This window comes from Bacillus sp. Brlt_9, assembly GCF_051948935.1.
Taxonomy (GTDB): Bacteria; Bacillota; Bacilli; order Bacillales; family Bacillaceae_G; genus Bacillus_A.
Genome location: NZ_JAYJLO010000001.1, coordinates 810588 through 833474 on the forward strand (window position 1 = coordinate 810588; position 22887 = coordinate 833474).

Here is a 22887-nt window from a genome sequence, read left to right on the forward strand (position 1 = left end):
GGATTTGTAACTTTTCTGTAATGATTTTATATTTTAGAAGAATTATGCTTAAATCTTTTTAATTTATATAAACAAAAGGGGTAAATATACGATATACTAGAGGAGAGGATTTGGCAATTAACTCCTAATGCTGAAGAGAAACAAATTCAATTTATTCATACGATAGAAAGAATTGAACTGATGGGAGATTGAAATAGGCTAAAGCATATTTTCTTGAATATTGTTCAAAAGGCTATTAAATATTCACATTAAAGCGACTAAAAATGTAGGACAAGCAGTGATAAAGGTGAAAGATGAAAAGATTGGAATTACTACAGAGTATATACCAGATTCATAACAGTCCTACAGATGCTGGTCTTGATTTAGCTATCGTCAAAAAAATGGTGGAGCTTCATGAAGGTACACTAAACATCATAAGTGAAGAAGGAATAGGAACAACCATTTCAATATAACTCCCATTATAATACATATAAAGTCTGTTTATATAGAGTAATAAAATAAATGGATGTATAATTATATTGGGTGATTTATATATAAGATTAATAGGGAGAGGAATTCGATAGAATGGAAAAAGCTTTAAAAATTAAACGAGTAGTAGTCGTTTTGATAGCGATTGCAGCAGTAGCTATTGGGTATTTCATGTTTCAATCCATTACTTCACCAGCAAAGGCTGTTGCAAAACAAGAAAACGTAGTACAGCTTGCAAGTGAACAACCGAAAGTAGAAATGAATAAAACGGCACCAAGTCGTTTTAATGGAAAAGAAAGAAAAGTTGCTTATCTTACATTTGATGATGGCCCTGGGAAATATACGGCTGAATTGTTAAATATGTTAAAACAGCATGATGCGAAGGCGACATTCTTTTTAATTGGAGCGAATGTAAAAGAATATCCAGATTTAGTAAAACGTGAAAATGTAGAGGGTCATTATGTAGGTATGCATAGTATGACACATAATTTTGCAAAGTTATATAAAAATGGCGAGTATGTAAATGAGATGAAAGAAGATCAAAGTTTAATCGCAAATATTATTGGAAAATCACCTAAATTAACACGTCCGCCATACGGTTCGATGCCTGGTTTAAATGAAGGTCTTCGAAATAAAGTGGTAGAGGGCGGTTTTAAAGTATGGGATTGGACAATTGATTCATTAGACTGGAAATATAACAAAATGCAAGTTGATGCAGCCGCGGCACAAATTGCTCAAAATGTAATAACAAATGCAACAAAACCACAAGAAGTCATTTTAATGCATGACATTCACCCACAATCAGTTGCTGCTGTACCAGCAATTTTAAAAGGGTTAAAAGAAAAGGGTTATGAGTTTGAAGCTTATCATGAAGAGAGTCACTTCCCAGTGAATTTCTGGCATGATAACCGTATGTAATGGAGGAATGAACGTTGAAGTATGGAAAAGTAGCAGTAGTTGGAGCACTATCAGTAGGACTATTAACAGGTTGTTTCGGTGAAAAACCAGAAGAAAACCTATATACAGCTTTTGAAACAGCGGCGACACAAGAAAAATCATTAGTTGATGAAGCAAAGAAATTAGAGAAGTTAGAGAAGGAAGGTCAAGAACTATATTCTCAAATTTTACAAGAAGGTAAAGATCATAATGACGCTGTCATGAAGAAGTTAGAGCAAGCTACTGTAAATGTAGATGAACGTGAAAAAGTATTGAAAAATGAGAAAGAAATGCTAGAAAAAGCTCAGAAAGAAACGAAATCTGTTCAAGGAAATATAGAGAAGCTTGAAGATAAGAAGTTACAAAAACAAGCGAAAGCAGTAGAAGAGTCGTATAAAAACCGTTATGATGCATTCCAAAAGATGAATGAAAATTATACGAAGGCGTTAGCGACTGAAAAAGAGCTGTATGAAAAATTAAAAGTAAAAGAAACGAAATTAAAAGAGATTGGTGAAAAAGTTAAAGCTGTTAACGAATTAACTGTGGAAGCACAAAAATCAAAAGAGCAATTTAACAATTTTACAAAAGAGTATAATGACAGTAAATTAGCATTCTACAAAGATGCAGAGATTAAGATTAAAGATCAGAAATAAAGAAGAATCTTAAGCGTAATAAAAAACCGGGGAAACATCGTCACAAATGTTTTTTCGGTTTTTTACGTTAAATGAATAGAAAAGACTGGAATTGATATCATAAAAGAGTTATAGTGAATTATTCTAAGGGAAACATTGTAAAGTAAGGAGAATGGAAATATGTCATATGAATTTTTACTCAAATTAGGTTTAGCACTCTTTTTAGGATTATTCATCGGGATAGATAGGCAGCTAAAGAATAAACCACTTGGCGTGAAAACAAGTATGGTTATTTCTGTAGCAAGTTGTTTAATTACGATGGTTTCAATTGAATCCGTACATGTATATTCTGTTCCAGGGCATACAAATATGGATCCAATGCGTTTAGCTGCTCAAATTGTGAGCGGGATTGGATTTCTTGGAGCAGGTGTTATTTTACGAAGAAGTAATGATGTTATTTCTGGATTAACGACAGCTTCTATGGTGTGGGCTGCTTCAGCTTTAGGTATAGCAATTGGGGCAGGCTTTTATTTACAAGCGACTGTTGCTATGATTTTAATCATTTTAGCGATTAACGTACTTCCACAACTTGTGAAAATTGCAGGCCCTTATTCATTAAGACAAAAGGATTTATCTATAAAAATTACTGTAAAAGAGCATCATGAGTTAGACGGTATATTTAAGCAAATTAAAAATTTAGGAATGCATGTGAAACGCGTAAAAATTAAAGATATAGATAGTGGAGCATTTCAGCAACTTGAGATGGTTATTTTAGCTCCAGAAGATTTGTATACGACGGAGTTATATAGTTCTCTAAAAGAGATTGATCGTGTTGTTTCAGTTGAAGTGGAAAGTAGATAATTGTAATAAAAAAGAGTGAAGTGAATTCACTCTTTTTTTATTTGGATTTTTAAGGAAATAAATTGATATAATGATGAATAATAAGGGGGAGAAATGATGGAAATACATATTAGAAGAGCGATAAAAGATGATATACCAGGTATAGCAAAGGTACATGCTGATAGCTGGAAAACAACGTATAAAGGGATATTTGCCGACGAAATTTTAGAAAATATAACATATGAGAAACGAGAAAAACAATGGGAAACCATCTTTCAACAAGAAGATAAATACCAATATAGATTTGTAGCAGAGACCATAAATGGAACAATAATCGGATTTATTGATGGGGGAGTTGAAAGAAGTGGTGCATATAATTGTGATGGAGAATTATATGCAATCTACCTTTTACAAGAATATCAAGGAATGAAAATAGGGCAAAAGTTATTTCAAGCTTTACTAACGGAATGTATAAATGATAATATGCAATCACTTTTAGTATGGGTTGTTACGAATAATCCTTCTAAAAAGTTTTATGAAAAATTTAATCCAGAAAAAATTGATACAAAATTTTTAGAGCGAGTACAAGTAGAAGAGACAGCGTATTGTTGGAGAGATATAAATAATATTATTATGTAAACTTTATGTTTGAAAGAGGTATACCAATTAAGGTATACCTCTTTTGTTTAACTATTTTGGATAGATTACTAATGAAAAATAGTAAGTATGTAGTTTGAAACTGAGTATTTTTTTCGTGTATTTTTAACTAGATTAAAGAAAAGAGAGAAAACAAGAAAAATTAAATTAGATAAAAAAATTCTGAAATATACTATTGAATTGAATATCATTATCAATTAGAATCATAATTGATAACGATATTCAATTGTTGTTTATTATATGAAAATTCGATAGCTTTAATATAAAGAGGAGGACCAGTATGCAGCATGCGAAACAAATCGCAGAACATGCAACGTTACAAAGTTTTTTAAACTGTTATTTAAGAGAAACAGGGAGTGGAGATTGGATTACAGAGGATGAAAAAATGGAAAATATCTTCAGTAATACGTTGAATAGAGATACAGTCCCCACATATTTATGTTGTCGGCTATCGGCACAGAACGTTACTTTGTATGGAGAAGTTATATATAAATCAGCAACAGATCGCCATTTGTTTGGAGAAGAGTTTTATTATCAAGTTGGAGATAGTAATTCTGTTATTAAAGCTGATTACGTTACAGTTATTACATTTTTAATAAAAGAGATGTCTATCAACTACGGAGAAGGGACGAACCCTGCCGAACTTATGCTTCGAGTTATACATAGTTGTCAAAATATTGAGGAATTTACAAAAGCGAGAATAGAAGATACATCTGCATTATATGGTTTCCATACGTCCTTTATAGAAGCGGAGCAATCTTTATTATTTGGACATTTAACGCATCCAACGCCAAAGAGTAGACAAGGTATTCTGGATTGGAAAAGCGCAATGTATTCTCCAGAATTAAAAGGAGAATGTCAGCTTCATTATTTTAGGGCACATAAAAGTATAGTAAATGAAAAATCATTATTAATTGATTCTACAACAGTAATTCTAAAAGAAGAGTTACGTAATGATGAGATGGTTAGTAAAGAATTTATATCAAAGTATTGTAATGAAGATGAATATTCGTTACTTCCAATTCATCCGCTTCAGGCAGAATGGCTACTACACCAATCTTGCGTACAGGATTGGATAGATCAAGGAGTACTTGAATATATCGGTCCTGTCGGTAAGTATTATATGGCAACATCATCACTTAGGACGTTATATCATCCTCAATCAAAATATATGCTTAAGTTTTCATTTCCAGTAAAAGTAACAAATTCAATGCGCATTAATAAATTGAAGGAACTTGAGAGTGGTCTTGAAGGGAAGGAAATGTTAAATACGGCTATTGGTGAAGTGTTAGAAAAATTTCCCGGTTTTGATTTTATTTGTGATCCAGCCTTTATTACATTAAATTACGGAGCAAAAGAATCTGGATTTGAAGTCATTATACGAGAGAATCCTTTTTATAGCGAACATGCCAAAGACGCTACATTAATTGCTGGGCTAGTTCAAGATGCTATACCTGGAGAACGTACTCGTTTATCGAATATTATTCATCGACTAGCGGATTTAGAAAATAGAAGCTGTGAAGAAGTAAGTTTAGATTGGTTTAGACGATATATGAATATTTCTTTAAAGCCGATGGTATGGATGTACTTACGTCATGGTGTTGCGTTAGAAGCTCATCAGCAAAATAGTGTTGTTCAGCTAAAAGACGGTTACCCAGTAAAATATTATTTCCGTGATAATCAAGGGTTTTATTTCTGTAATTCAATGAAAGAGATGCTTAATAATGAGTTAGCTGGTATTGGAGAACGTACTGGAAATTTATATGACGATTATATTGTAGATGAAAGATTTCGTTACTACTTAATTTTCAATCATATGTTTGGACTGATTAACGGATTTGGTACAGCTGGATTAATTAAGGAGGAAATTCTTCTCTCGGAATTAAGATCTGTACTTGAATCATTCCTTCCTTATAACCGTGAACCTTCGACCTTTTTAAGAGAATTGTTAGAAGAGGATAAGTTGGCATGTAAAGCAAATTTATTAACGAGATTTTTCGATGTCGATGAGTTAAGTAATCCTTTAGAACAAGCAATTTACGTACAGGTACAGAATCCGCTCGTTAGAGAAGTGGCTGTCCGTTCATAAAGCACGTTAAAATTTCACGTAATACAAATAATGGTATTTTCACAAGGTGGAGGGGGTTATGAGAGTGGACATGTGTCATATGAAAACATTGAAAGCGCTCGAATCAGAAGATTACATTTTAGTGCGAAGAAGAGTATTACGTCAATTAGTAGAATCGTTAATTTATGAGGGAATCATTACGCCAGTTCGTATAGAAAGCAAAGAACAAATTCTTTTTCTTATACAAGGATTTAATGAAGACAACAAAAGTGTAACGTACGAATGTTACGGAAGAGAACGAATGACATTTGGACGTATTTCTATAGATTCATTAATAGTAAGAGTGCAAGAGGAAAAACAAGAGATACAATCAGTTTCGCAATTTTTGGAAGAAGTTTTTCGAGTTGTTAACGTAGAACAAACGAAACTACATTCTTTTATTCATGAATTAGAACAAACGATATTTAAAGATACGATTGCGCAATATGATAGATGTAATGAGTTGAAATATACTCAAAAATCATACGATGACTTTGAAAGTCATTTAGTAGATGGTCACCCATATCATCCTAGCTATAAAGCACGCATTGGATTTCAATATCGTGACAATTTTCAATATGGATATGAGTTTATGCGGCCAATAAAACTTATATGGGTTGCAGCCCATAAGAAATATGCGACTGTAGGTTATGAAAATGAAGTGATTTATGACAATATTTTAAAAGGTGAGGTAGACGAGCGTACATTAGAAGTGTATATGGAACGAATTTACAGTGCGGGATGTGATCCAAAGCAGTACGTGTTTATACCTGTTCACCCTTGGCAGTGGGAAAATTTTATCATTCCCAATTACGCCGATCATATACAAGATAAAAATATTATTTATGTAGGAAAATCAGCGGACGATTATTGTGCGCAACAATCTATGAGGACGTTAAGAAATATTACGAATCCAAAGAGACCATATGTAAAGTTATCACTGAACATACTTAATACTTCAACACTCCGTACGCTGAAACCATATTCAGTTGCGAGTGCGCCAGCTATATCGAATTGGCTAAGTGATATCGTAAATCGTGATTCTTATTTAAGGGATGAATCGCGTGTAATTCTGTTAAAGGAATTTTCGAGTGTAACGTATGATGCGAATAAGAAAGCCACATATGGTTCATTAGGGTGCATTTGGCGTGAAAGTATTCATAATTATTTAGATGAACAAGAAGATGCGGTACCTTTTAACGGATTATATGCAAAAGAGAAGAATGGGACACCGGTTATTGATACATGGCTAAACAAATATGGGATAGAAAGTTGGCTGCGATTACTTATTCAAAAAGCAATTATTCCAGTTATACATCTTGTTGTAGAACATGGGATCGCGTTAGAATCACACGGACAAAATATGATTTTAGTTCATAAAGAAGGGCTACCTGTCCGTATTGCATTAAAGGATTTCCATGAAGGACTTGAGTTTTATCGTCCATTCTTAAAAGAAATGAATAATTGTCCTGAATTTACTAAAATGCATAAAGCGTATATGAATGGAAAAATGAATGATTTCTTTGAAATGGATCGTATCGAATGTTTACAAGAGATGGTATTAGATGCACTGTTCTTATTTAATGTAGGAGAATTAGCTTTCGTACTTGCGGATGAATATGAATGGAAAGAAGAAAGTTTTTGGATGATAGTGTTTGAAGAAATTGAAAACCATTTTAGAAAATATCCACATTTGAAAGAGAGATTTGAAAGTATTCAGCTTTACACTCCTACATTTTATGCTGAGCAATTAACGAAGCGTCGATTATATATGGATGTGGAATCGCTAGTTCATGAAGTTCCAAATCCACTGTATAGAGCAAGACAACTTAACAAACAAAAATCAGTTGTTACAGGGGGAAATTATGCTAATCGTTAATAAAGAAGAGTATAGCAAAAGTGATTTTAATTTGAGGTTTCAAGCTTATGAGGAAATGGAACAATTTCAAGAAGCAGCAGGAAATCGATTTGCGCTTTGTCTGAAAGATCCATTTGATATTATTACGCTTGTGTTTTTCTTAAAAGAAAAGAAATCATCCGTATTACTTATACATGAAGATACGCCAAAAGAAACGGCTATTGAAATGGCAAAGCGTGCAAATTGTACTGGAATTTTATATGGAGAAAATAGCGATTTTACGAAATTAGAAGTAGTGAACTCTTTACTAGACGAGCCATCTTTATTGCAATATAGTTCTGGAACTACTGGAGAACCGAAATTGATTCGTAGAGCATGGACGGAAGTTGATACAGAAATTACTGCATATAATGTAGCTTTAAACTGTGAAGTAGATGAAGTCCCGATTGTTATGGCTCCTGTTTCACATTCATACGGATTAATATGTGGAACATTATCTGCAATTACGAGGGGAAGTAAACCGATTATCATTACGAATAAAAACCCAAAATTCGCCTTAAATATAGTTCGCAATACAGAAAAACATATTATATATGCAGTACCAATTATGTTACATATTATGGGGAGTTTCCCGCAAGGAACGTTTCAGTTTCATAAAATTATGACATCCGGTGCTCCTTTGCCAGAAGCATTGTTTTATAAACTAAAAGAAACGACAACATATATGATGCAACAATATGGTTGTTCTGAAGCAGGTTGTATTAGTATATGTCATGATATGAAGAGCCATTTAGATTTAGGAAATCCACTACCTCATGCGAGTATAAATATAGGTTCCGATGAAAATATGCCTGAAGAAATTGTAGTGAAAATGAGCGGGAAAGAAATTTTCACGAAAGATTTAGGGTATAAGTCTGAGCGAGGCCTTCATTTTATGGGGCGCATGGATGATGTGATTAACGTTTCAGGATTAAAAGTCTTTCCTATAGAAGTAGAAGAAACGATGCTTCGACTAGAAGGCGTTCAAGAGGCAATTGTATATCGAGGGAAACATCCTGTGATGGGTGAAATAGTTAAAGCGAAAGTAATCTCTCATATTGATCCAGTTCGAATAAGAGAATGGTGTATACAGCATTTACCAGCCTACAAAGTTCCACATGAGATTGAAAGTGTAACTGAAATTCCGAAAAATAAAACTGGAAAAGTAAGTAGAAAGTTACTAGAGATGGGAGAGGTTACAACATGAGACGTGAAATATTAAAGAATGAAGTTTTGAAAATTATGAAAGAAAAAATGGAATTAAAAAACGTAACACATTTAGAAGAAACGATGCGTTTAAACCAAGATTTATATATAGATTCAGTAATGATGTTACAACTCATAGTTTACATAGAAATGGATGTAAAGCTATGTGTTCCAGAGGATGAAGTAGATCCAAAAGCATTTCTAACTGTAGGATCTTTGCTTGATTTTATGGAGGAATTACAACCGTTACAGGAAGTGAATGTAAATAACTAACCTTTAGGAAAGTGGATGAGAACATGACTTCAATTAAAGTTCACTGTTTAGTGAGTTGTTTTTGTGAAATTATAAAAAGGCGTAGCGATATAGATTTTCGTCCTTTTTATTTTGGACTATGGGACGGAGATTTTGATATAACTGAAGGTGGCATTATTTCGTATCACTCCGAAAATATTAACCATGATAATTATTTATTATGGTATGAAAAATTGTATGGCATAAAAGTGAACGAATGGTATGATCATGCAAAAGATAAAAATAGCAATGTAGAAACGTTTTTACAATTAGTAGAAAACAAGCCAGAAAATCGTTATGTCATTGTAATGGTTGATATGTCTCTATTACCTGAGAGGGAAAATAAATTCCATCAAAAACCGTTTCCGCATTATTTAATGATATCAGAGACAGAGAAAGAAGAAGAATGGTTCATGCTAGATCCTGATTTTCGCTGGGAAGGGAATATGGAAAGAGAAAAAGTGCTTCACTCTGTTCAAGATAACCCATTTGGCGGAGGGTATTTCATTGATATAGAGGAAATTCAAGAGCCAACAGAAGAAATGGTAGAGAGTTATTTCATAGAAACTTTCAAAAGAAATGACAATGAACTGACTATGGAGCTGAAAAATTTAATTATAAAAATGGCAAATGAAGAAGATGGGTATTTGCTTTCTGGTCTTGTAGCGGCAGTAAAACAAATACCAGTACTTGCAATTCGTAAATATAGTTATGAACATGCCTTTGCATACTTCCGTGAAACGTTGCAATATTCGGAGCAAGAATTTGATTATTGGTGTGATCGGGTAGAAGATATTGTACAAGGATTTACAAATGTACAGTATCGTGCAATTAAAATGTCAATGATGAAGAATAAAGGTATGCTATTATCAATTGTTGAAAAGCTGGATGAAATGAATGCAATTGAACTGCAAATAAAGGCTGAATTAGAGAAACAGTTTTTATTATGGAAAGAAATGAAAACAAACGAGTCTGTCCTAGCACTAAAAAAACCTAACTGAATTTAAGATAAGGGAGTTCGAACCTATGAAATATTCATTATGTACTATTTCTTTTCGTCATCAATTAATTTCATTTACTGATATTGTTCAATTTGCATATGAGAACGGTTTTGAAGGAATTGAATTGTGGGGGACGCATGCACAAAATTTGTATATGCAAGAGTATGAAACGACAGAACGAGAATTGAATTGTTTAAAGAATAAAAACTTGGAAGTTACGATGATAAGTGATTACTTAGACATATCATTATCGTCAGATTTTCAAAAAACGATAGAGAAATGTGAACAACTTGCAATACTAGCTAATTGGTTTAAAACGAACAAAATTCGTACGTTTGCTGGACAAAAAGGTAGCGAAGATTTCTCGGAACAGGAGAGAAAAGAGTATGTGAACCGTATTCGCATCATTTGTGAAGTATTTGCTCAGCATAATATGTATGTACTTTTAGAAACACATCCAAATACGTTAACGGATACGTTGCCTTCTACTTTGGAATTATTAGGAGAAGTAGATCATCCGAATTTGAAAATAAACCTGGATTTTCTTCATATATGGGAGTCAGGGGAAAATCCAATAGACAGTTTCCATCAACTAAAGCCTTGGGTACAACATTACCATTTTAAGAATATATCGTCAGCAGATTATTTACATGTGTTTGAGCCTAATAATGTATATGCAGCAGCGGGAAGTCGTATTGGTATGGTCCCACTATTTGAAGGTATCGTAAATTATGAAGAGATTATTCAGGAAGTGAGAGATACTGACCATTTCGCTTCACTCGAATGGTTTGGGCATCATGCGAAAGATATATTAAAAGAAGAAATGAAAGTATTAACAAATAGAAAATTAGAAGTAGTAACTTCTTAATATAAAATGATGTAAGAGTCTCTCATTGTAGAGACTCTTTTTTAAAAAACAATAATAACCAAAAATTACCATGTATTTAAATTAAAATTTAACACAATTTATATATAAATAAGGAGGTGATTGGTAATGGCTAGAAATCGTAATTCTAATCAATTAGCATCACATGGAGCACAAGCAGCTTTAGATCAAATGAAATATGAAATTGCACAAGAATTTGGTGTACAACTTGGAGCTGACACTTCTTCACGTGCAAACGGTTCTGTAGGCGGTGAAATTACAAAACGTCTAGTAGCGATGGCAGAACAACAACTTGGTGGCGGATATACTCGCTAATTGTAGAAGGTTATAGGAGAAAGGAAGGGTTCTTCCTTTCTTTTTTTTTCAATTAATTGGTATGGATATATTTCGAACTGGATTCAAAGAATAGGAATAATACTATATTTTCTCCAATTTCTTTTGTTGTAAATGGGAAGTAGTAAAGATGTAATAGCCCTGGTGGAATGAAAAATTACGTTCCAGCAGGGCTATTATATGGTAAGAAATATATGATGAAAGGGTTCTGAAGCCAACATGTTAAAAAAAGAAAACTGTTGTTTAATTGCGCTTGCATCAGTTCCACTTGTTATGACATTAGGAAATTCAATGCTCATTCCAATCCTACCGACTATCGAAAAGAAATTACATATTTCATCGTTTCAAGTATCCATGATTATTACAATTTACTCTATTGTAGCCATTTTACTTATACCGATTGCTGGTTATTTATCAGATAGATGGGGACGAAAGATGGTAATGGTTCCGAGTTTGCTCATTGCGGCTATAGGAGGAGCGATAACTGGTTGGGTATCTTGGAAAGTGGATAATCCTTACACTTGGATATTGATTGGTAGAGCGATTCAAGGTATTGGTGCTGCTGGTGCAATGCCAGTTGTTATACCGTGTGTTGGTGATTTATACAAAGATGAAAAACAAGTTAGTACAGGTTTAGGAATCATAGAAACATCCAATACATTTGGGAAAGTTCTGAGCCCTATTTTAGGGTCTGCTCTCGCTGCCATTGTATGGTTCTTACCCTTTTGGGCGATTCCAGTTTTATGCGTAGTATCAATTGTTTTATTACTTGTTCTAGTAAAGGCAAAGAAACAAGAAGGAGAAGTACCACCACTTAAAGAATTTATAAAATCAATTCTTACTACGTTTCGTGAAAAAGGAAGATGGTTAATTGCCATTTTTGCATTAGGTGCAATTATTATGCTTATTTTATTCGGAATTCTCTTTTATTTGTCAACTATACTGGAATCAAAGTATGACATTCATGGTATATGGAAAGGTTGTGTGCTTGCGATCCCATTACTTGTACTGTCAATTAGTTCATATATGGCTGGTAAAAAAATTGGAGATAATCAAAATGTGATGAAGAAGTGTATTTATATTGGTTTTTTAATGGCAGCTGCATCAGTCATTATTCCTTTATTTATAAAAGGGATTTATTTACTACTTCTTTGTCTCGTTATTATGGGGATAGGAATTGGTATGGCGCTCCCATGTTTAGACGCCCTCATCACACAAGGAATTGAAAAGGAGCAAAGGGGAACGGTTACGTCCTTTTATAGTTCCATGCGATTTATAGGTGTAGCAGCTGGACCACCTTTATATTCTTTTTTCATGAAAGGTGCTGACCATGAAGTGTTTTATGTAACAAGTATATGCGCTTGTGTCGGTGCTGTTATAGCAATCATTTGGATTAAACCAGCAAAAGATGCAAAGACGGTAAAGCAGAAACCAGGACCTACTTCATAATTTGAAAGAGAATTGCATGATGTTTTCAGTAACATGCAATTCTCTTTCGTTTCTTAAGAATAAATAACTTGTTTTAACATATAAAGCGCGACACCCCATATGATGAGACCAGAAAATTTATTTAATAGCACGATTGTTTTTCCGGTTGAGTCCATTCTTTTTAGAAATTTCCCCGCTAAAGCTAAGCTTATAAACCAAATCCAAGAAACGATAATAGTTGCAAGTGTGAACGCCCATTTTTCAATTCCTATGTATTGAATAGAATTTGTTCCAATTACACCGATTGTATCTAAAATTGCATGTGGATTTAATAACGAAACCGATGCGGCGAAAAGAATTTGCTTTTTTAATGGCATACTTTTTTCTTGCTTTACATCGTTGGAAGGGTTACTTCTCCAAATAATAAAGCCCATGTATAGGAGAAAGAAAAATCCAATTATATATAACGAGTTTGTTAGCCAAGAAAAAGTAAGGAGTACAAGGGAAACACCTTGCACCGCAATCAATATGAGTAACGTATCACATATTGAGGCAGTTAATACTACAGGGGCTGCTCTCAAAATGTTTGGTTGGCTCGCACCTTGGTTAAAGACGAAAACATTTTGGACGCCTAATGGAATGATAAGACCAAATGCAAGAATGATACCATGAATAATTGCCTCACTCATCATATTACCTCCTATTTAAATTTATTATGATAGTGTATATTGTATAGAAGAAATGAAAATTTGTATCCATCCATATGGTTGGGGGAGGTTACCAACCAAAAAGAATATAAGGTGATATGATGGAAAGATTCGTTTGGAAACCGAATATGTCTTTATCGACTCCTCTGTATAAACAAATAGAAACGTATATTAAGGAAAGAATCGTTAATGGTGAATGGACTGTTGGAACGAAATTACCTTCGCAAAGAGATTTGGCACATATATTTGATGTAAACCGAAGTACAATTGTAATGGCTTTCGATGAACTAATGGCAAAGGGATATATTGAAGGGAATGGTAGGAAAGGAACAATTGTTGTAAATAATAATGAGAATGCTTCCACATACGCACCCCCGCCTAATTGGCAGTCTTATGTAGAAAAAGGACTTCATTATCCAAATCTGCCTGCTATTCAAGAAATAAATCAAGCTGAATTTTATCCGCATGTAATTCGTTTAGGAACAGGTGAACTCGCGCCAAGTCTTTTACCTGAAAAAAAGATGAAAGATATTATAAATAAGCTTTTAAAGTCGAACATGATACTTGGATATGAAGAGCCGAAAGGGAATTTTTATTTAAGGAAGAAAATTGCGGACTATTTAAAAGGACATGGTGTATATGTAACGCCTGATTCTATATTAATTGTTTCAGGAGCAATTCAAGCGTTGCAACTTATTTCTATGGGGCTTCTACCAAAAGGGGCATCTATTTTATTAGAAAAACCATCTTATTTATATTCTCTTAATGTTTTTCAATCAGCTGGAATGCGATTAATTGGTATACCGATGGATGAGAACGGTTTACATGCATCATACATTCCAAAATATAAGAAGCAATTTAATGCATCTATTTTATATACAATCCCGTCTTTTCATAATCCGACAAACTTTAGTATGAATGCGAAGAAACGGATAGAAGTGATGGAAATATGTAATGAAATTGGATTGCCTATTATAGAGGACGCGGTATATCAAGACTTATGGTTTGATGAGCCTATTTCAAAGCCTTTAAAAGCATATGATAAAAACGGAATTGTACTACATATTGGGAGTATGTCTAAAGTCATTAGTCCAGGATTAAGAATCGGATGGATTGTTGGATCAGAGCCAGTCATTCAAAGATTGGCAGATATAAAAATGCAAACGGATTATGGCTCGAGTTCAATATCCCAGCAAATTGCAGCGGAATGGTTTACAAATGGATTGTATGATGAACATTTACAGTTTGTAAGAACTCAGTTGAAAGAACGTAGAGATTTTATGTTACAAATGCTAGAGAAATATTGTTGTGATATAGCAACTTGGTATGAACCAGTAGGTGGTTTTTATATTTGGTTACATATGCATGTACCCGTTTCAAACCGTAGCTTATTTGACAAAGCTTTGAAAGAAAAGATTTTATTAAATCCAGGTACTTTGTATGATAGAAGTGCAAATCAATTTTTGCGTCTATCCTATTCATACGCAAAGTTAGAAGAAATTGAAATAGGTATAAAAAAAATTGCACAATTAATGAAAAAGTAAGAGGAGAAAATAATGAAACAATTTGTAATTTGCCAAATTATCAATGGAGAAAAATATTTAGCTGCATATGCGGAGACGAAGCAGGAAGCAATTGAAAAAGCAGAGTTGTTAGGATTACGAACGGGAAATCGATATACCGTTATTACTGCGGAAGAAGCGCAAGGGTTAACGTATCCGTAAGAGACGCATAATAATTTATCCCGCGTTAACGGACAGTAAAACTCCCACCTCAAAATTCAGTTGGAGCGAAGATGTTAGATGGGAGATCAACTGTCCGTAAACGTCCGATTTGTTCAACTAATAATCAGTGGGGGATAAACACGCCCACTGATTAAAGTTTCACTTTATGCAGGAAGTCAAATAAGCCTAGTAATATATTATTACTAGGCTTATTTTTTTGAAAGGTTACGTGTTTTCGTATGAAAATAATAGTATTATGAGTCAAGTTGACGGAAATACCTATTTGTTTTTCGGTCCTGATTTCCGTTTCTATAGTCATCAACATATTGCCTGAAGTTCCACGATTGTAAAAACTTATTTGCGGCATTATAACCAGAATTGTATAGCCACTCTTTTTCTTCCTTTGTTAAGTCGAAGTTTGTACTAGTAATGGCTCCTGTTGGAATTGTAATTGTTCTTGCTTTTGATTCTTTGTCTAAATGACGTAAATCATGGGCTTGCATCATTGTTTTAAAAAGTCCTTTGAACATGGAGATAGGCTCGTTATAGTGGGCTGGATCAGCTTGAATCTCATCTTTTACGAAATGAAATCCAAAAGTTGGCCAGCGAGGAGAGGTAGGTGAGTCGAAAATCCAAATTGGATAATTGCTTAAAATTCCTCCATCAACCATATAACAAGGTTGTTTCCATTTAGGTGTTCTCCATTTTACAGGTTCAAAGAAGAAGGGAATTGTACTACTCATTCTTACAGCTTTAGCAATAGAGAAACGATAATTTAAAAATCCGTAGTTTGGTAAGTCATCAGGAAAGATAACCATTTTACCATTACTTATATCAGAGGCAATTATTTTAAGCTTATTTAAATCAGGTAAATCTGTAAATAAGTGAACTCCTTTTTTTCGGAGTAATTCTTCAATCCATTCCTCTATAAAAATATTAGAGTAAATACCAAGAGTAGTCCATGCGCTTAATCCTTTGCCGATAAATGGGATTTTGTCAATAAAGGTTTTCTTCGTAAATCTATTATAATCAATGTCAGTTATAATCGTTTTTAACTCTGAGCAAGAATATCCTGCTGCTAGGAGCGCAGCGATAATGGAACCAGCTGATGTTCCAGCTACACGTTCCCATTCATAGCCTTTTTCAGCTAACGCGCAAATTGCCCCTACATGCGCAATTCCACGTACACCGCCTCCTTCAAAAACACCATCAATCTTCATCAATCATACTTCCTTTCGCATAAAAGATTTGAAAATGGAAAAAAAGCACGTATTGTACGTGCTTTTTTCAATAGTTTTTAAATTTACTAGCAGCCTACAAAGCCGCCCCAACAGCTAGCTCCGATGATGATTAGAAGGATAAATAAAACGATTAATAAAGCGAATCCTCCATAACCACAACCGCCGCCACCACCGTATCCGTAACCACAGCAACTATATCCGTAACCCATGTGGAATTCCTCCTTAAATTAAAAATAAAAATGAACGAGGGGAAAATGTACTGGAAGAAATAATGAACTATCGTGTTTGTAGGAACAATGTATACTATGCTTTTTTAAACTTGTTCGCGTATGATGGAAGAGCCCGTTTTTTTGAAGGCTTGTTGTTTTTACAAAGAATGGAGTATAATCTTTGTGCGATGATACAAATAAGTATGTAAATGTAAGGAGAATTTATGAAAAATAAAATTGAAGTATTAATTGATAAATATGGGCTGACACATTTAAAAGAGGAACTTATGAATACTGTATTTCCTTGTGTGAAAGTTGTGCCAAAGCAGGAGGAAACCGTTGCGATAGGTAGTTCGAAAATGGGAGGAGTTCCTGATTTACCAGATTCATTTGAATACCCAATGCATAAAGGAAATCCTTTACAGTTTATCGCTCAATTTAATTTAAATGATTTACAAAATGTTAGTATGGATCATAATCTGCCTAAGACGGGGATGTTATATTTCTTTAGTATTAAAAATTACTTTGAAGAAGATGTGAACCCAACTGAAGCGGGGCGTGTGCTTTATTATGATGTTCCTGTAGAGCAATTACGAAGAGTAGATGAATTGCAAACGAATTATAACCAATGTGTCACTACTTTTGAACTGACATATAAATTGCCAGAGCTTTTCATTGAAGATGAGGCGGATTCAGATCGATTCTTACAATTGCTTGAAGAGCTAATTCCAGACAACTACGATAACCATCAAATGTTTGGTGAGCCATTCTCTGTACAAGATGAGGTATTGCATGAGACTGGACAATATATGGAAATAGACCCGCAGCAAATGACGCTTTTATTCCAAATTGATTCAGATACTAAAAATTGTAATATGATGTGGGGAGATTTAGGGATGCTTTATTTCTGTATTGGAAATGAAGACTTGAAAAATCGACGCTTTGAAAATGCATGTTGTGTATTACAAACTTGTTAATGAAGAAGGTTGTTCTTGTAAAAAGAGCAACCTTTTTACAATGTTAAATATGCATAATCTCATATGACCTATACGAAAAAATATTGTATACTCTGAAACTATACGATACTTTTTTCGTATAGTTATAGAATGTAAGGAGTGACGAGATGGGAAAGACAAGTAAGTATGTGACAGCTACCCTGCTTTGTTCAACTATAGTAATGGGAGGCTTACACGCGTCATCAGTATCTTATGCAGCTACGAATTCGACTGTAGCGACAACACAATCAGATACAAAGCTTTTAAATGATTTCAGAAAAGAGCTAAAAAAACAGGTTGATAATCGAGAAGAAAATATTACAATTACATATAAAACGAAAGATAGAAATGCTAGAAATGTTATGGATCAATTGTATGGCGAGTTTAATAAAATTGTAGATGCAGATGAGTATGTAAAATATAATGTAGCCTCTACTAAATATTCTATTAAAGGGCTATCAGGAAACTATACGTTTACACTGCAAGTGAAATACCGTGAATCAAAAGAGCAAACACAATATGTAAAATCTCAGGTAAAAGAAATTATCGGTTCAATTGTAAAACCTGGAATGGATGAGCATGAGAAAGTAAAAGCTATTCATGATTACGTTGTAAAACATGTATCTTATGATACGTCGTATCAAGCGTATACAGCATATGAAGCGCTAGCGAATCGTTCTGCCGTTTGCCAAGGGTATACGTTATTAACATATGAATTGCTAAAAGAAGCGGGTATCCAAAACCATATTGTAACAGGTACAGGAAATGGACAAGCTCACGCATGGAATTTAGTGAACATTGAAAACAAATGGTATCATCTTGATACTACATTCGATGATCCAGTACCCGACAAAGCTGGGCGCGTAACATATTCATATTTTAATATGTCTGATGAGCAATTAAGTAAAGATCACGACTGGGATCGCAGTAAATATCCAGCGGCAACTACAAGTTACTTTAATGAATTAACAAACAAAATAAAAGCGGCTAGTTCAAAGACTGCTGCGTATGAACAAATGTTAAAAGAAACAAATTTAAAATATTTGTCTGCACAATACGGGGCAGAGAATTACAGTGAATTTAAGAAAAAATTACAGCAACAATTCGCTTCTAAGCCAGAGAAGGTGGAAGTACGCTATAAGCAGTCTATGGATGGAACAATGAAAGATATAAAGAAAGTGTTAAATGAGATAAATTGGCCAAAAGGTGCAAAGCGTGTATCTTATGAAGTAGCACCTTATAGTGCGATGGCAGGTTATTCATTAGCGACAATTACATTTATGTATTAAGGAATGAAAAAGAGCATCTGTAAAAGATGCTCTTTTACTATGCATCACTTCAAAAAACTGAATTATGTGATAAAATAAAAGTGGAAGGATGTGGAATCTAAATGAATTTGTTCGAGAGTGATATATTTACATTGATATATACTTGTTTAGTAATTGGACTTATCGTTTTGTTTTTCCTATCACTTACTTTGTTCCTTAGAAGATTATTGCAAAATAGCGCTGCAAAAAAACAGCATGAAATGAATATGAATAAGAAGCTAAATCGAATTATTGAATTGCTTGAAAAAGATAAGAAATAATGATAGAAGACGTATGAAAAGGGGAAGAGGATGGCTAATTATATAAAAGAATTACGTGAAAAAGTAGGACACGACTGTGTTCTCATAAACTTTGCGGGTGGTTGTGTGTTGAATGAACATGGAGAAGTATTGCTGCAAAAAAGGGGTGATTTTAACGCTTGGGGATTTCCTGGCGGTGCAATGGAAATTGGAGAATCTGCCGCAGAAACCGCGATTCGAGAAATAAAAGAAGAAACAGGTTATGATGTAGAAATAAATGAGCTTATCGGGGTGTATACAAAATATTTTCAAGCATATCCAAATGGAGACAGAGCCCAGTCAATTTTAATATTCTTTTCATTTTCAATTACCGGGGGAGAGAAAAAAATAGACGGTGATGAAACGTTAGATTTGAAGTTTTTCCCGCTAAATAAAATGCCACCATTGTTTAATCAACAACATGAGGATTGTTTGCAGGACTTACTAGAGAAAAGAGTAGGGGTATATCGTTAACAAAAAAGAAGCTAATGAGATTAGCTTCTTTTTGTGTTTTAATTATCCCGCTTTAATGGGCAGTAAGACCCCCACCTCAAAATTCAGCGAAAGCAAAGAAGTTAGGTGGGGGTCGGGCTGCCCATTAAAGTCCGATTGATGAGGGCTAATAATCAGTGGGGATGAAGAAAACCCCACTGATTAAAGTTTCACTTTATTTCCACCAATCATCAAACATTGATGCTGGAACTTGTCTTTTATGTTCGCTCACTGTGTAACGTTTTTCAATTTTTTCTGCTACGTCAGCTGGAACTGTTTTACCTTCTAAATAATCATCTAGTTGATCGTACGTAATACCTAACTCAGTTTCATCAGCTTGACCTGGTTTTTCATCTAATAAATCAGCTGTTGGCATTTTTAAGTAAAGTCGCTCATCCGCACCTAATTCTTGTAATAGAGCACGTCCTTGACGTTTCGTTAATCCTGTTAATGGTAAAAGGTCTGCACCACCATCTCCGAATTTTGTAAAGAATCCTGTAACAGCTTCTGCAGCGTGATCAGTTCCAATCACAAGTAACCCTTGTTGACCACCGATTGCGTACTGCGTAACCATGCGGATACGTGCTTTCACGTTACCTTTATTGAAATCTGTTAATGATTCACCTAATAAGTTTTCGTATTGATTTGAGAAAGCATCAACTGTTGAAGCGATATCAAATGCAACAGATTGATCAGCTTGAATAAATTGTAATGCTAATTGCGCATCATCTTCGTCTTTTTGCACTTTATAAGGAAGGCGCACGGCGATAAACGTTGCATTACCACCTTCATTACGAATTTCCTCCACTGCAAGCTGAGCTAAACGTCCAGCTAATGTAGAGTCTTGTCCGCCACTAATTCCAAGTACAAACCCTTTCGCACCTGTTTTTTTTACATAATCTTTTAAGAAATCAACACGTTTACGGATTTCTGCTTTCGGATCAATTACAGGCTGAACATGTAATGCTTTCATAATCTGTTCTTGTAATGTCATTATGTTTCCTCCTATTCATATTAAAGCGGTAAATAAGTTTATATGTATATTGGTACATACTTCTATCCTTTATTATTTCGCAAAACTAACGAATATACAATAGGATGCGTGTATGAATATGAATGTAGTCATTATAATGAAACTGTTTCATTTAAGCAATTTTTTTGAAACCTTTCAATAATGTAAGGTTTTTGTCATTTGAATCGATGGAAGCTATTTCCGCATTTTACTAATATGAGAACATAGTTAGCAGAAGGGCGGAGAAGTAATATGAACATTAGAGAACTCGCATACAGGAATGTAACGCGAAATAGACGAACATACTCAGCATATTTTTTAAGTAGTGCATTTGCAATTATGGCCTTTTTTGTGTACTCATTTTTTGCGTTTCATCCGGCGTTAAGCGCTGGAGAATTGGGACGGTATGTATTCGTAAGTATGTCTTTTGCACAGTCCATTATTTACTTATTTACGTTTTTCTTTATTTTATATTCGATGGGAATGTTTTTAAAAACGAGAAAGCGTGAATTAGGAATTTTAATGATGTTAGGTATGACGAAATATCAATTAAAGCGTCTTATCTTCTTTGAAAATATTATGATTGGGATAGGGGCCATTATTTTTGGAATACTTGCTGGAATGCTATTTTCCGGAATATTAATATTTGTAGCTCCGATGATATTAAAGTTAGATATTTCTTTAACTTATTACATTCCAATGAAAGCCATTGTTGTAACGAGTATTATGTTTTTCGTATTATTTATGATTATTTCATTGTTTAGTGCAGGAATGATTCGAAAAAATAAAATTATGAACTTGTTTAGAGGATCAGCAGAAGCGAAGCCGGAACCGAAAGCATCCATTATTTCTTCTATATTAGCGGTTATATTGCTTAGTGTGGGATATGCAGGAGCACTCCTGTCACACGGTGCAATGGTATTTGTCATGATGATTCCTGTTACAACGGTAGTCATTATTGGTACGTATTTGCTGTACAAGCAGTTGAGTGTCTTTATTATTAGACTATGTAAAAAAAGTAAACGTTTCTATTGGACACAGACAAATATTGTTACCTTGTCAGATTTAGCTTACCGTATGAGAGATAACGCAAGAATGTTCTTTATTGTAACTATTATTTCAACTGTAGCATTTTCAGCAATAGGTACATTAGTTGGTTTCACGTCAATGACGAAAGGTATTATGGAGAGACCTATTGCGTTTCAGTATCATTCTAAGCAAGGAAATAGTCATGAATCACAACATTTGAAGATGATTGAGGAAGGATTAAAGAAACATAATATAGCAGCTTCTAAAACGAATGTTTCAACGAAAAAGACGGAGGAGCAGTCTTTAAGAAATGCCGTTTTCATAAAAGAATCAGATTATAAGAAATATGCGAAGTTAACAGGAGAACCATTTCAAACTGTAGCAAATAAAGAAGTTTTATTTTTAGCAGTCGATATACCAGGACCACCAGTGAAGGAAAGAAAAGAAATTACTTTACCACATTTGAATGAATCTTTAAAAGTGAAAAAAGTTAATACTTCTTCATTAAGTAAAATACTAAGAGGTAACATTTATGTAATCTCTAACAATCAGTATGATGCATTACAAGATGGATTTAAAGAGGAAAAAGATTATGTGTACAAAACAGAAGGAACGAAAGATGAAATTGAGGTTGGTAAAGAACTAACGCACCAGATGAAGCCTTATGAAGAACATGCAACGTTTAGTGCAGAAGAGTACGCACAAAATCAAAGTTTACAAATTGCAGGGCCAATTCTATTTGTAGGTTTCTTTATCGGTATTGTATTTTTCGTATGTGCAGGAAGCTTCCTTTACTTCCGTTTGTTTTCTGATTTGGAGGATGATACTCGTTTGTTTGAAATGATTCGAAAAGTAGGTTTAACGAGCGGGGAATTATCGAAAGTAGTTACAATTCGATTGGCACTTTTATTCTTCGTTCCAATAGGTGTTGCAACATTACATGGAGCAGTAGCGTTAACTGCACTGGGACAGATGTTTGAGTACTCACTATTTAAAGAAAATGCGATTGTGTTAAGTATTTTCGTAGCAATTCAAGTTGTATATTTCTTACTGATACGATCTCGTTATTTAAAACAATTGAAAGAGCGATTACGTATTCGTTAACTGTGTTTTTTTAACTTGAGTACAAAATTTTCTAAAAAGAGACAAGTATTACCAAAAAGTGATAAAATGGAAAGAGCGAGGTGGAA

The 22887-nt window shown here is 34.0% G+C and carries 23 protein-coding genes and 1 pseudogene; 20 read left to right on the forward strand and 4 right to left on the reverse strand.

The window, feature by feature from the left end; genetic code table 11:
• Positions 1 to 51: 51 nt before the first annotated feature.
• From VF726_RS04145 to VF726_RS04205, 13 genes and pseudogenes are all read left to right on the forward strand, one after another.
• Positions 52 to 452 (forward strand): annotated as a pseudogene (locus tag VF726_RS04145) (ATP-binding protein); the annotation flags it as partial.
• Positions 453 to 564: 112 nt separating this feature from the next.
• Positions 565 to 1386, forward strand: a complete 822-nt coding sequence (locus tag VF726_RS04150; protein ID WP_440166070.1) for a peptidoglycan-N-acetylglucosamine deacetylase — start codon at positions 565 to 567, stop codon at positions 1384 to 1386.
• Between the two features lie 14 nt (positions 1387 to 1400).
• Positions 1401 to 2057 carry a YkyA family protein gene (locus tag VF726_RS04155; RefSeq protein ID WP_440166072.1) on the forward strand — a complete coding sequence of 219 codons (657 nt, stop codon included), beginning with the start codon at positions 1401 to 1403 and terminating at the stop codon, positions 2055 to 2057.
• Positions 2058 to 2216: 159 nt separating this feature from the next.
• Positions 2217 to 2897 (forward strand): MgtC/SapB family protein, encoded by a 681-nt coding sequence (locus VF726_RS04160; protein WP_000119508.1) that lies wholly within the window; start codon positions 2217 to 2219, stop codon positions 2895 to 2897.
• Positions 2898 to 2993: 96 nt separating this feature from the next.
• Positions 2994 to 3515 (forward strand): N-acetyltransferase family protein, encoded by a 522-nt coding sequence (locus tag VF726_RS04165; protein ID WP_440166074.1) that lies wholly within the window; start codon positions 2994 to 2996, stop codon positions 3513 to 3515.
• 298 nt (positions 3516 to 3813) lie between these two features.
• Positions 3814 to 5622, forward strand: a complete 1809-nt coding sequence (locus VF726_RS04170) for an IucA/IucC family protein (protein ID WP_440166076.1) — start codon at positions 3814 to 3816, stop codon at positions 5620 to 5622.
• Between the two features lie 58 nt (positions 5623 to 5680).
• Complete coding sequence (locus VF726_RS04175) at positions 5681 to 7519, forward strand: IucA/IucC family protein (protein ID WP_440166078.1); 1839 nt, start codon at positions 5681 to 5683, stop codon at positions 7517 to 7519.
• On the forward strand, positions 7506 to 8744 hold the full coding sequence (gene asbC, locus VF726_RS04180) for a 3,4-dihydroxybenzoic acid-AMP ligase AsbC (protein ID WP_440166081.1): 1239 nt from the start codon (positions 7506 to 7508) through the stop codon (positions 8742 to 8744). Before VF726_RS04175 ends, asbC begins: the two co-directional genes overlap by 14 nt.
• Positions 8741 to 9016 (forward strand): petrobactin biosynthesis protein AsbD, encoded by a 276-nt coding sequence (gene asbD, locus VF726_RS04185; protein ID WP_270705290.1) that lies wholly within the window; start codon positions 8741 to 8743, stop codon positions 9014 to 9016. Before asbC ends, asbD begins: the two co-directional genes overlap by 4 nt.
• A gap of 23 nt (positions 9017 to 9039) precedes the next feature.
• Positions 9040 to 10035: a petrobactin biosynthesis protein AsbE gene (asbE, locus tag VF726_RS04190; protein ID WP_440166084.1), complete on the forward strand. Its 996-nt coding sequence runs from the start codon at positions 9040 to 9042 to the stop codon at positions 10033 to 10035.
• A 25-nt stretch (positions 10036 to 10060) separates the two neighbouring features.
• Positions 10061 to 10903 carry a sugar phosphate isomerase/epimerase family protein gene (locus VF726_RS04195; RefSeq protein ID WP_440166086.1) on the forward strand — a complete coding sequence of 281 codons (843 nt, stop codon included), beginning with the start codon at positions 10061 to 10063 and terminating at the stop codon, positions 10901 to 10903.
• 126 nt (positions 10904 to 11029) lie between these two features.
• Positions 11030 to 11236 carry an alpha/beta-type small acid-soluble spore protein gene (locus VF726_RS04200; protein ID WP_000113545.1) on the forward strand — a complete coding sequence of 69 codons (207 nt, stop codon included), beginning with the start codon at positions 11030 to 11032 and terminating at the stop codon, positions 11234 to 11236.
• A gap of 237 nt (positions 11237 to 11473) precedes the next feature.
• The gene (locus tag VF726_RS04205; RefSeq protein ID WP_440166089.1) at positions 11474 to 12703 is read left to right on the forward strand and encodes an MFS transporter; all 1230 of its coding nucleotides are present in this window, start codon (positions 11474 to 11476) and stop codon (positions 12701 to 12703) included.
• Positions 12704 to 12756: 53 nt separating this feature from the next.
• On the opposite strand, the gene VF726_RS04210 is transcribed toward VF726_RS04205, so the two are convergent.
• A complete protein-coding gene (locus tag VF726_RS04210; RefSeq protein ID WP_440166091.1) occupies positions 12757 to 13371 on the reverse strand; it encodes a LysE/ArgO family amino acid transporter in 615 nt (204 codons plus the stop codon).
• Between the two features lie 119 nt (positions 13372 to 13490).
• On the opposite strand from VF726_RS04210, the gene VF726_RS04215 reads away from it, so the two are divergent.
• Together VF726_RS04215 and VF726_RS04220 are read left to right on the forward strand one after the other, a co-directional pair.
• On the forward strand, positions 13491 to 14933 hold the full coding sequence (locus VF726_RS04215; RefSeq protein ID WP_440166093.1) for a PLP-dependent aminotransferase family protein: 1443 nt from the start codon (positions 13491 to 13493) through the stop codon (positions 14931 to 14933).
• Between the two features lie 12 nt (positions 14934 to 14945).
• A complete protein-coding gene (locus VF726_RS04220) occupies positions 14946 to 15113 on the forward strand; it encodes a DUF3933 family protein (protein ID WP_087959554.1) in 168 nt (55 codons plus the stop codon).
• A 254-nt stretch (positions 15114 to 15367) separates the two neighbouring features.
• Here the strand turns inward: VF726_RS04220 and VF726_RS04225 are convergent, their stop codons facing one another.
• Both VF726_RS04225 and VF726_RS04230 read right to left on the reverse strand, forming a co-directional pair.
• Positions 15368 to 16333, reverse strand: a complete 966-nt coding sequence (locus tag VF726_RS04225) for a patatin-like phospholipase family protein (RefSeq protein ID WP_440166095.1) — start codon at positions 16331 to 16333, stop codon at positions 15368 to 15370.
• Positions 16334 to 16419: 86 nt separating this feature from the next.
• Positions 16420 to 16563 (reverse strand): YjcZ family sporulation protein, encoded by a 144-nt coding sequence (locus VF726_RS04230; protein ID WP_000540420.1) that lies wholly within the window; start codon positions 16561 to 16563, stop codon positions 16420 to 16422.
• 224 nt (positions 16564 to 16787) lie between these two features.
• Here VF726_RS04230 and VF726_RS04235 point away from each other — a divergent pair, with 224 nt between their 5' ends.
• The 4 genes from VF726_RS04235 (at position 16788) to VF726_RS04250 (ending at position 19638) form a co-directional block, all read left to right on the forward strand.
• Complete coding sequence (locus VF726_RS04235) at positions 16788 to 17540, forward strand: YwqG family protein (protein WP_440166098.1); 753 nt, start codon at positions 16788 to 16790, stop codon at positions 17538 to 17540.
• 146 nt (positions 17541 to 17686) lie between these two features.
• Positions 17687 to 18847, forward strand: coding sequence for a transglutaminase domain-containing protein (locus tag VF726_RS04240; RefSeq protein ID WP_440166100.1), 1161 nt, complete (start codon positions 17687 to 17689; stop codon positions 18845 to 18847).
• Between the two features lie 101 nt (positions 18848 to 18948).
• Positions 18949 to 19146 (forward strand): DUF4083 domain-containing protein, encoded by a 198-nt coding sequence (locus VF726_RS04245; RefSeq protein WP_440166102.1) that lies wholly within the window; start codon positions 18949 to 18951, stop codon positions 19144 to 19146.
• Positions 19147 to 19176: 30 nt separating this feature from the next.
• The gene (locus VF726_RS04250; RefSeq protein ID WP_087959559.1) at positions 19177 to 19638 is read left to right on the forward strand and encodes an NUDIX hydrolase; all 462 of its coding nucleotides are present in this window, start codon (positions 19177 to 19179) and stop codon (positions 19636 to 19638) included.
• Between the two features lie 193 nt (positions 19639 to 19831).
• Here the strand turns inward: VF726_RS04250 and nadE are convergent, their stop codons facing one another.
• Positions 19832 to 20650 carry an ammonia-dependent NAD(+) synthetase gene (nadE, locus tag VF726_RS04255; protein ID WP_098346449.1) on the reverse strand — a complete coding sequence of 273 codons (819 nt, stop codon included), beginning with the start codon at positions 20648 to 20650 and terminating at the stop codon, positions 19832 to 19834.
• A gap of 270 nt (positions 20651 to 20920) precedes the next feature.
• Here nadE and VF726_RS04260 point away from each other — a divergent pair, with 270 nt between their 5' ends.
• Positions 20921 to 22801: an ABC transporter permease gene (locus VF726_RS04260; protein ID WP_440166105.1), complete on the forward strand. Its 1881-nt coding sequence runs from the start codon at positions 20921 to 20923 to the stop codon at positions 22799 to 22801.
• Positions 22802 to 22887: the final 86 nt, after the last annotated feature.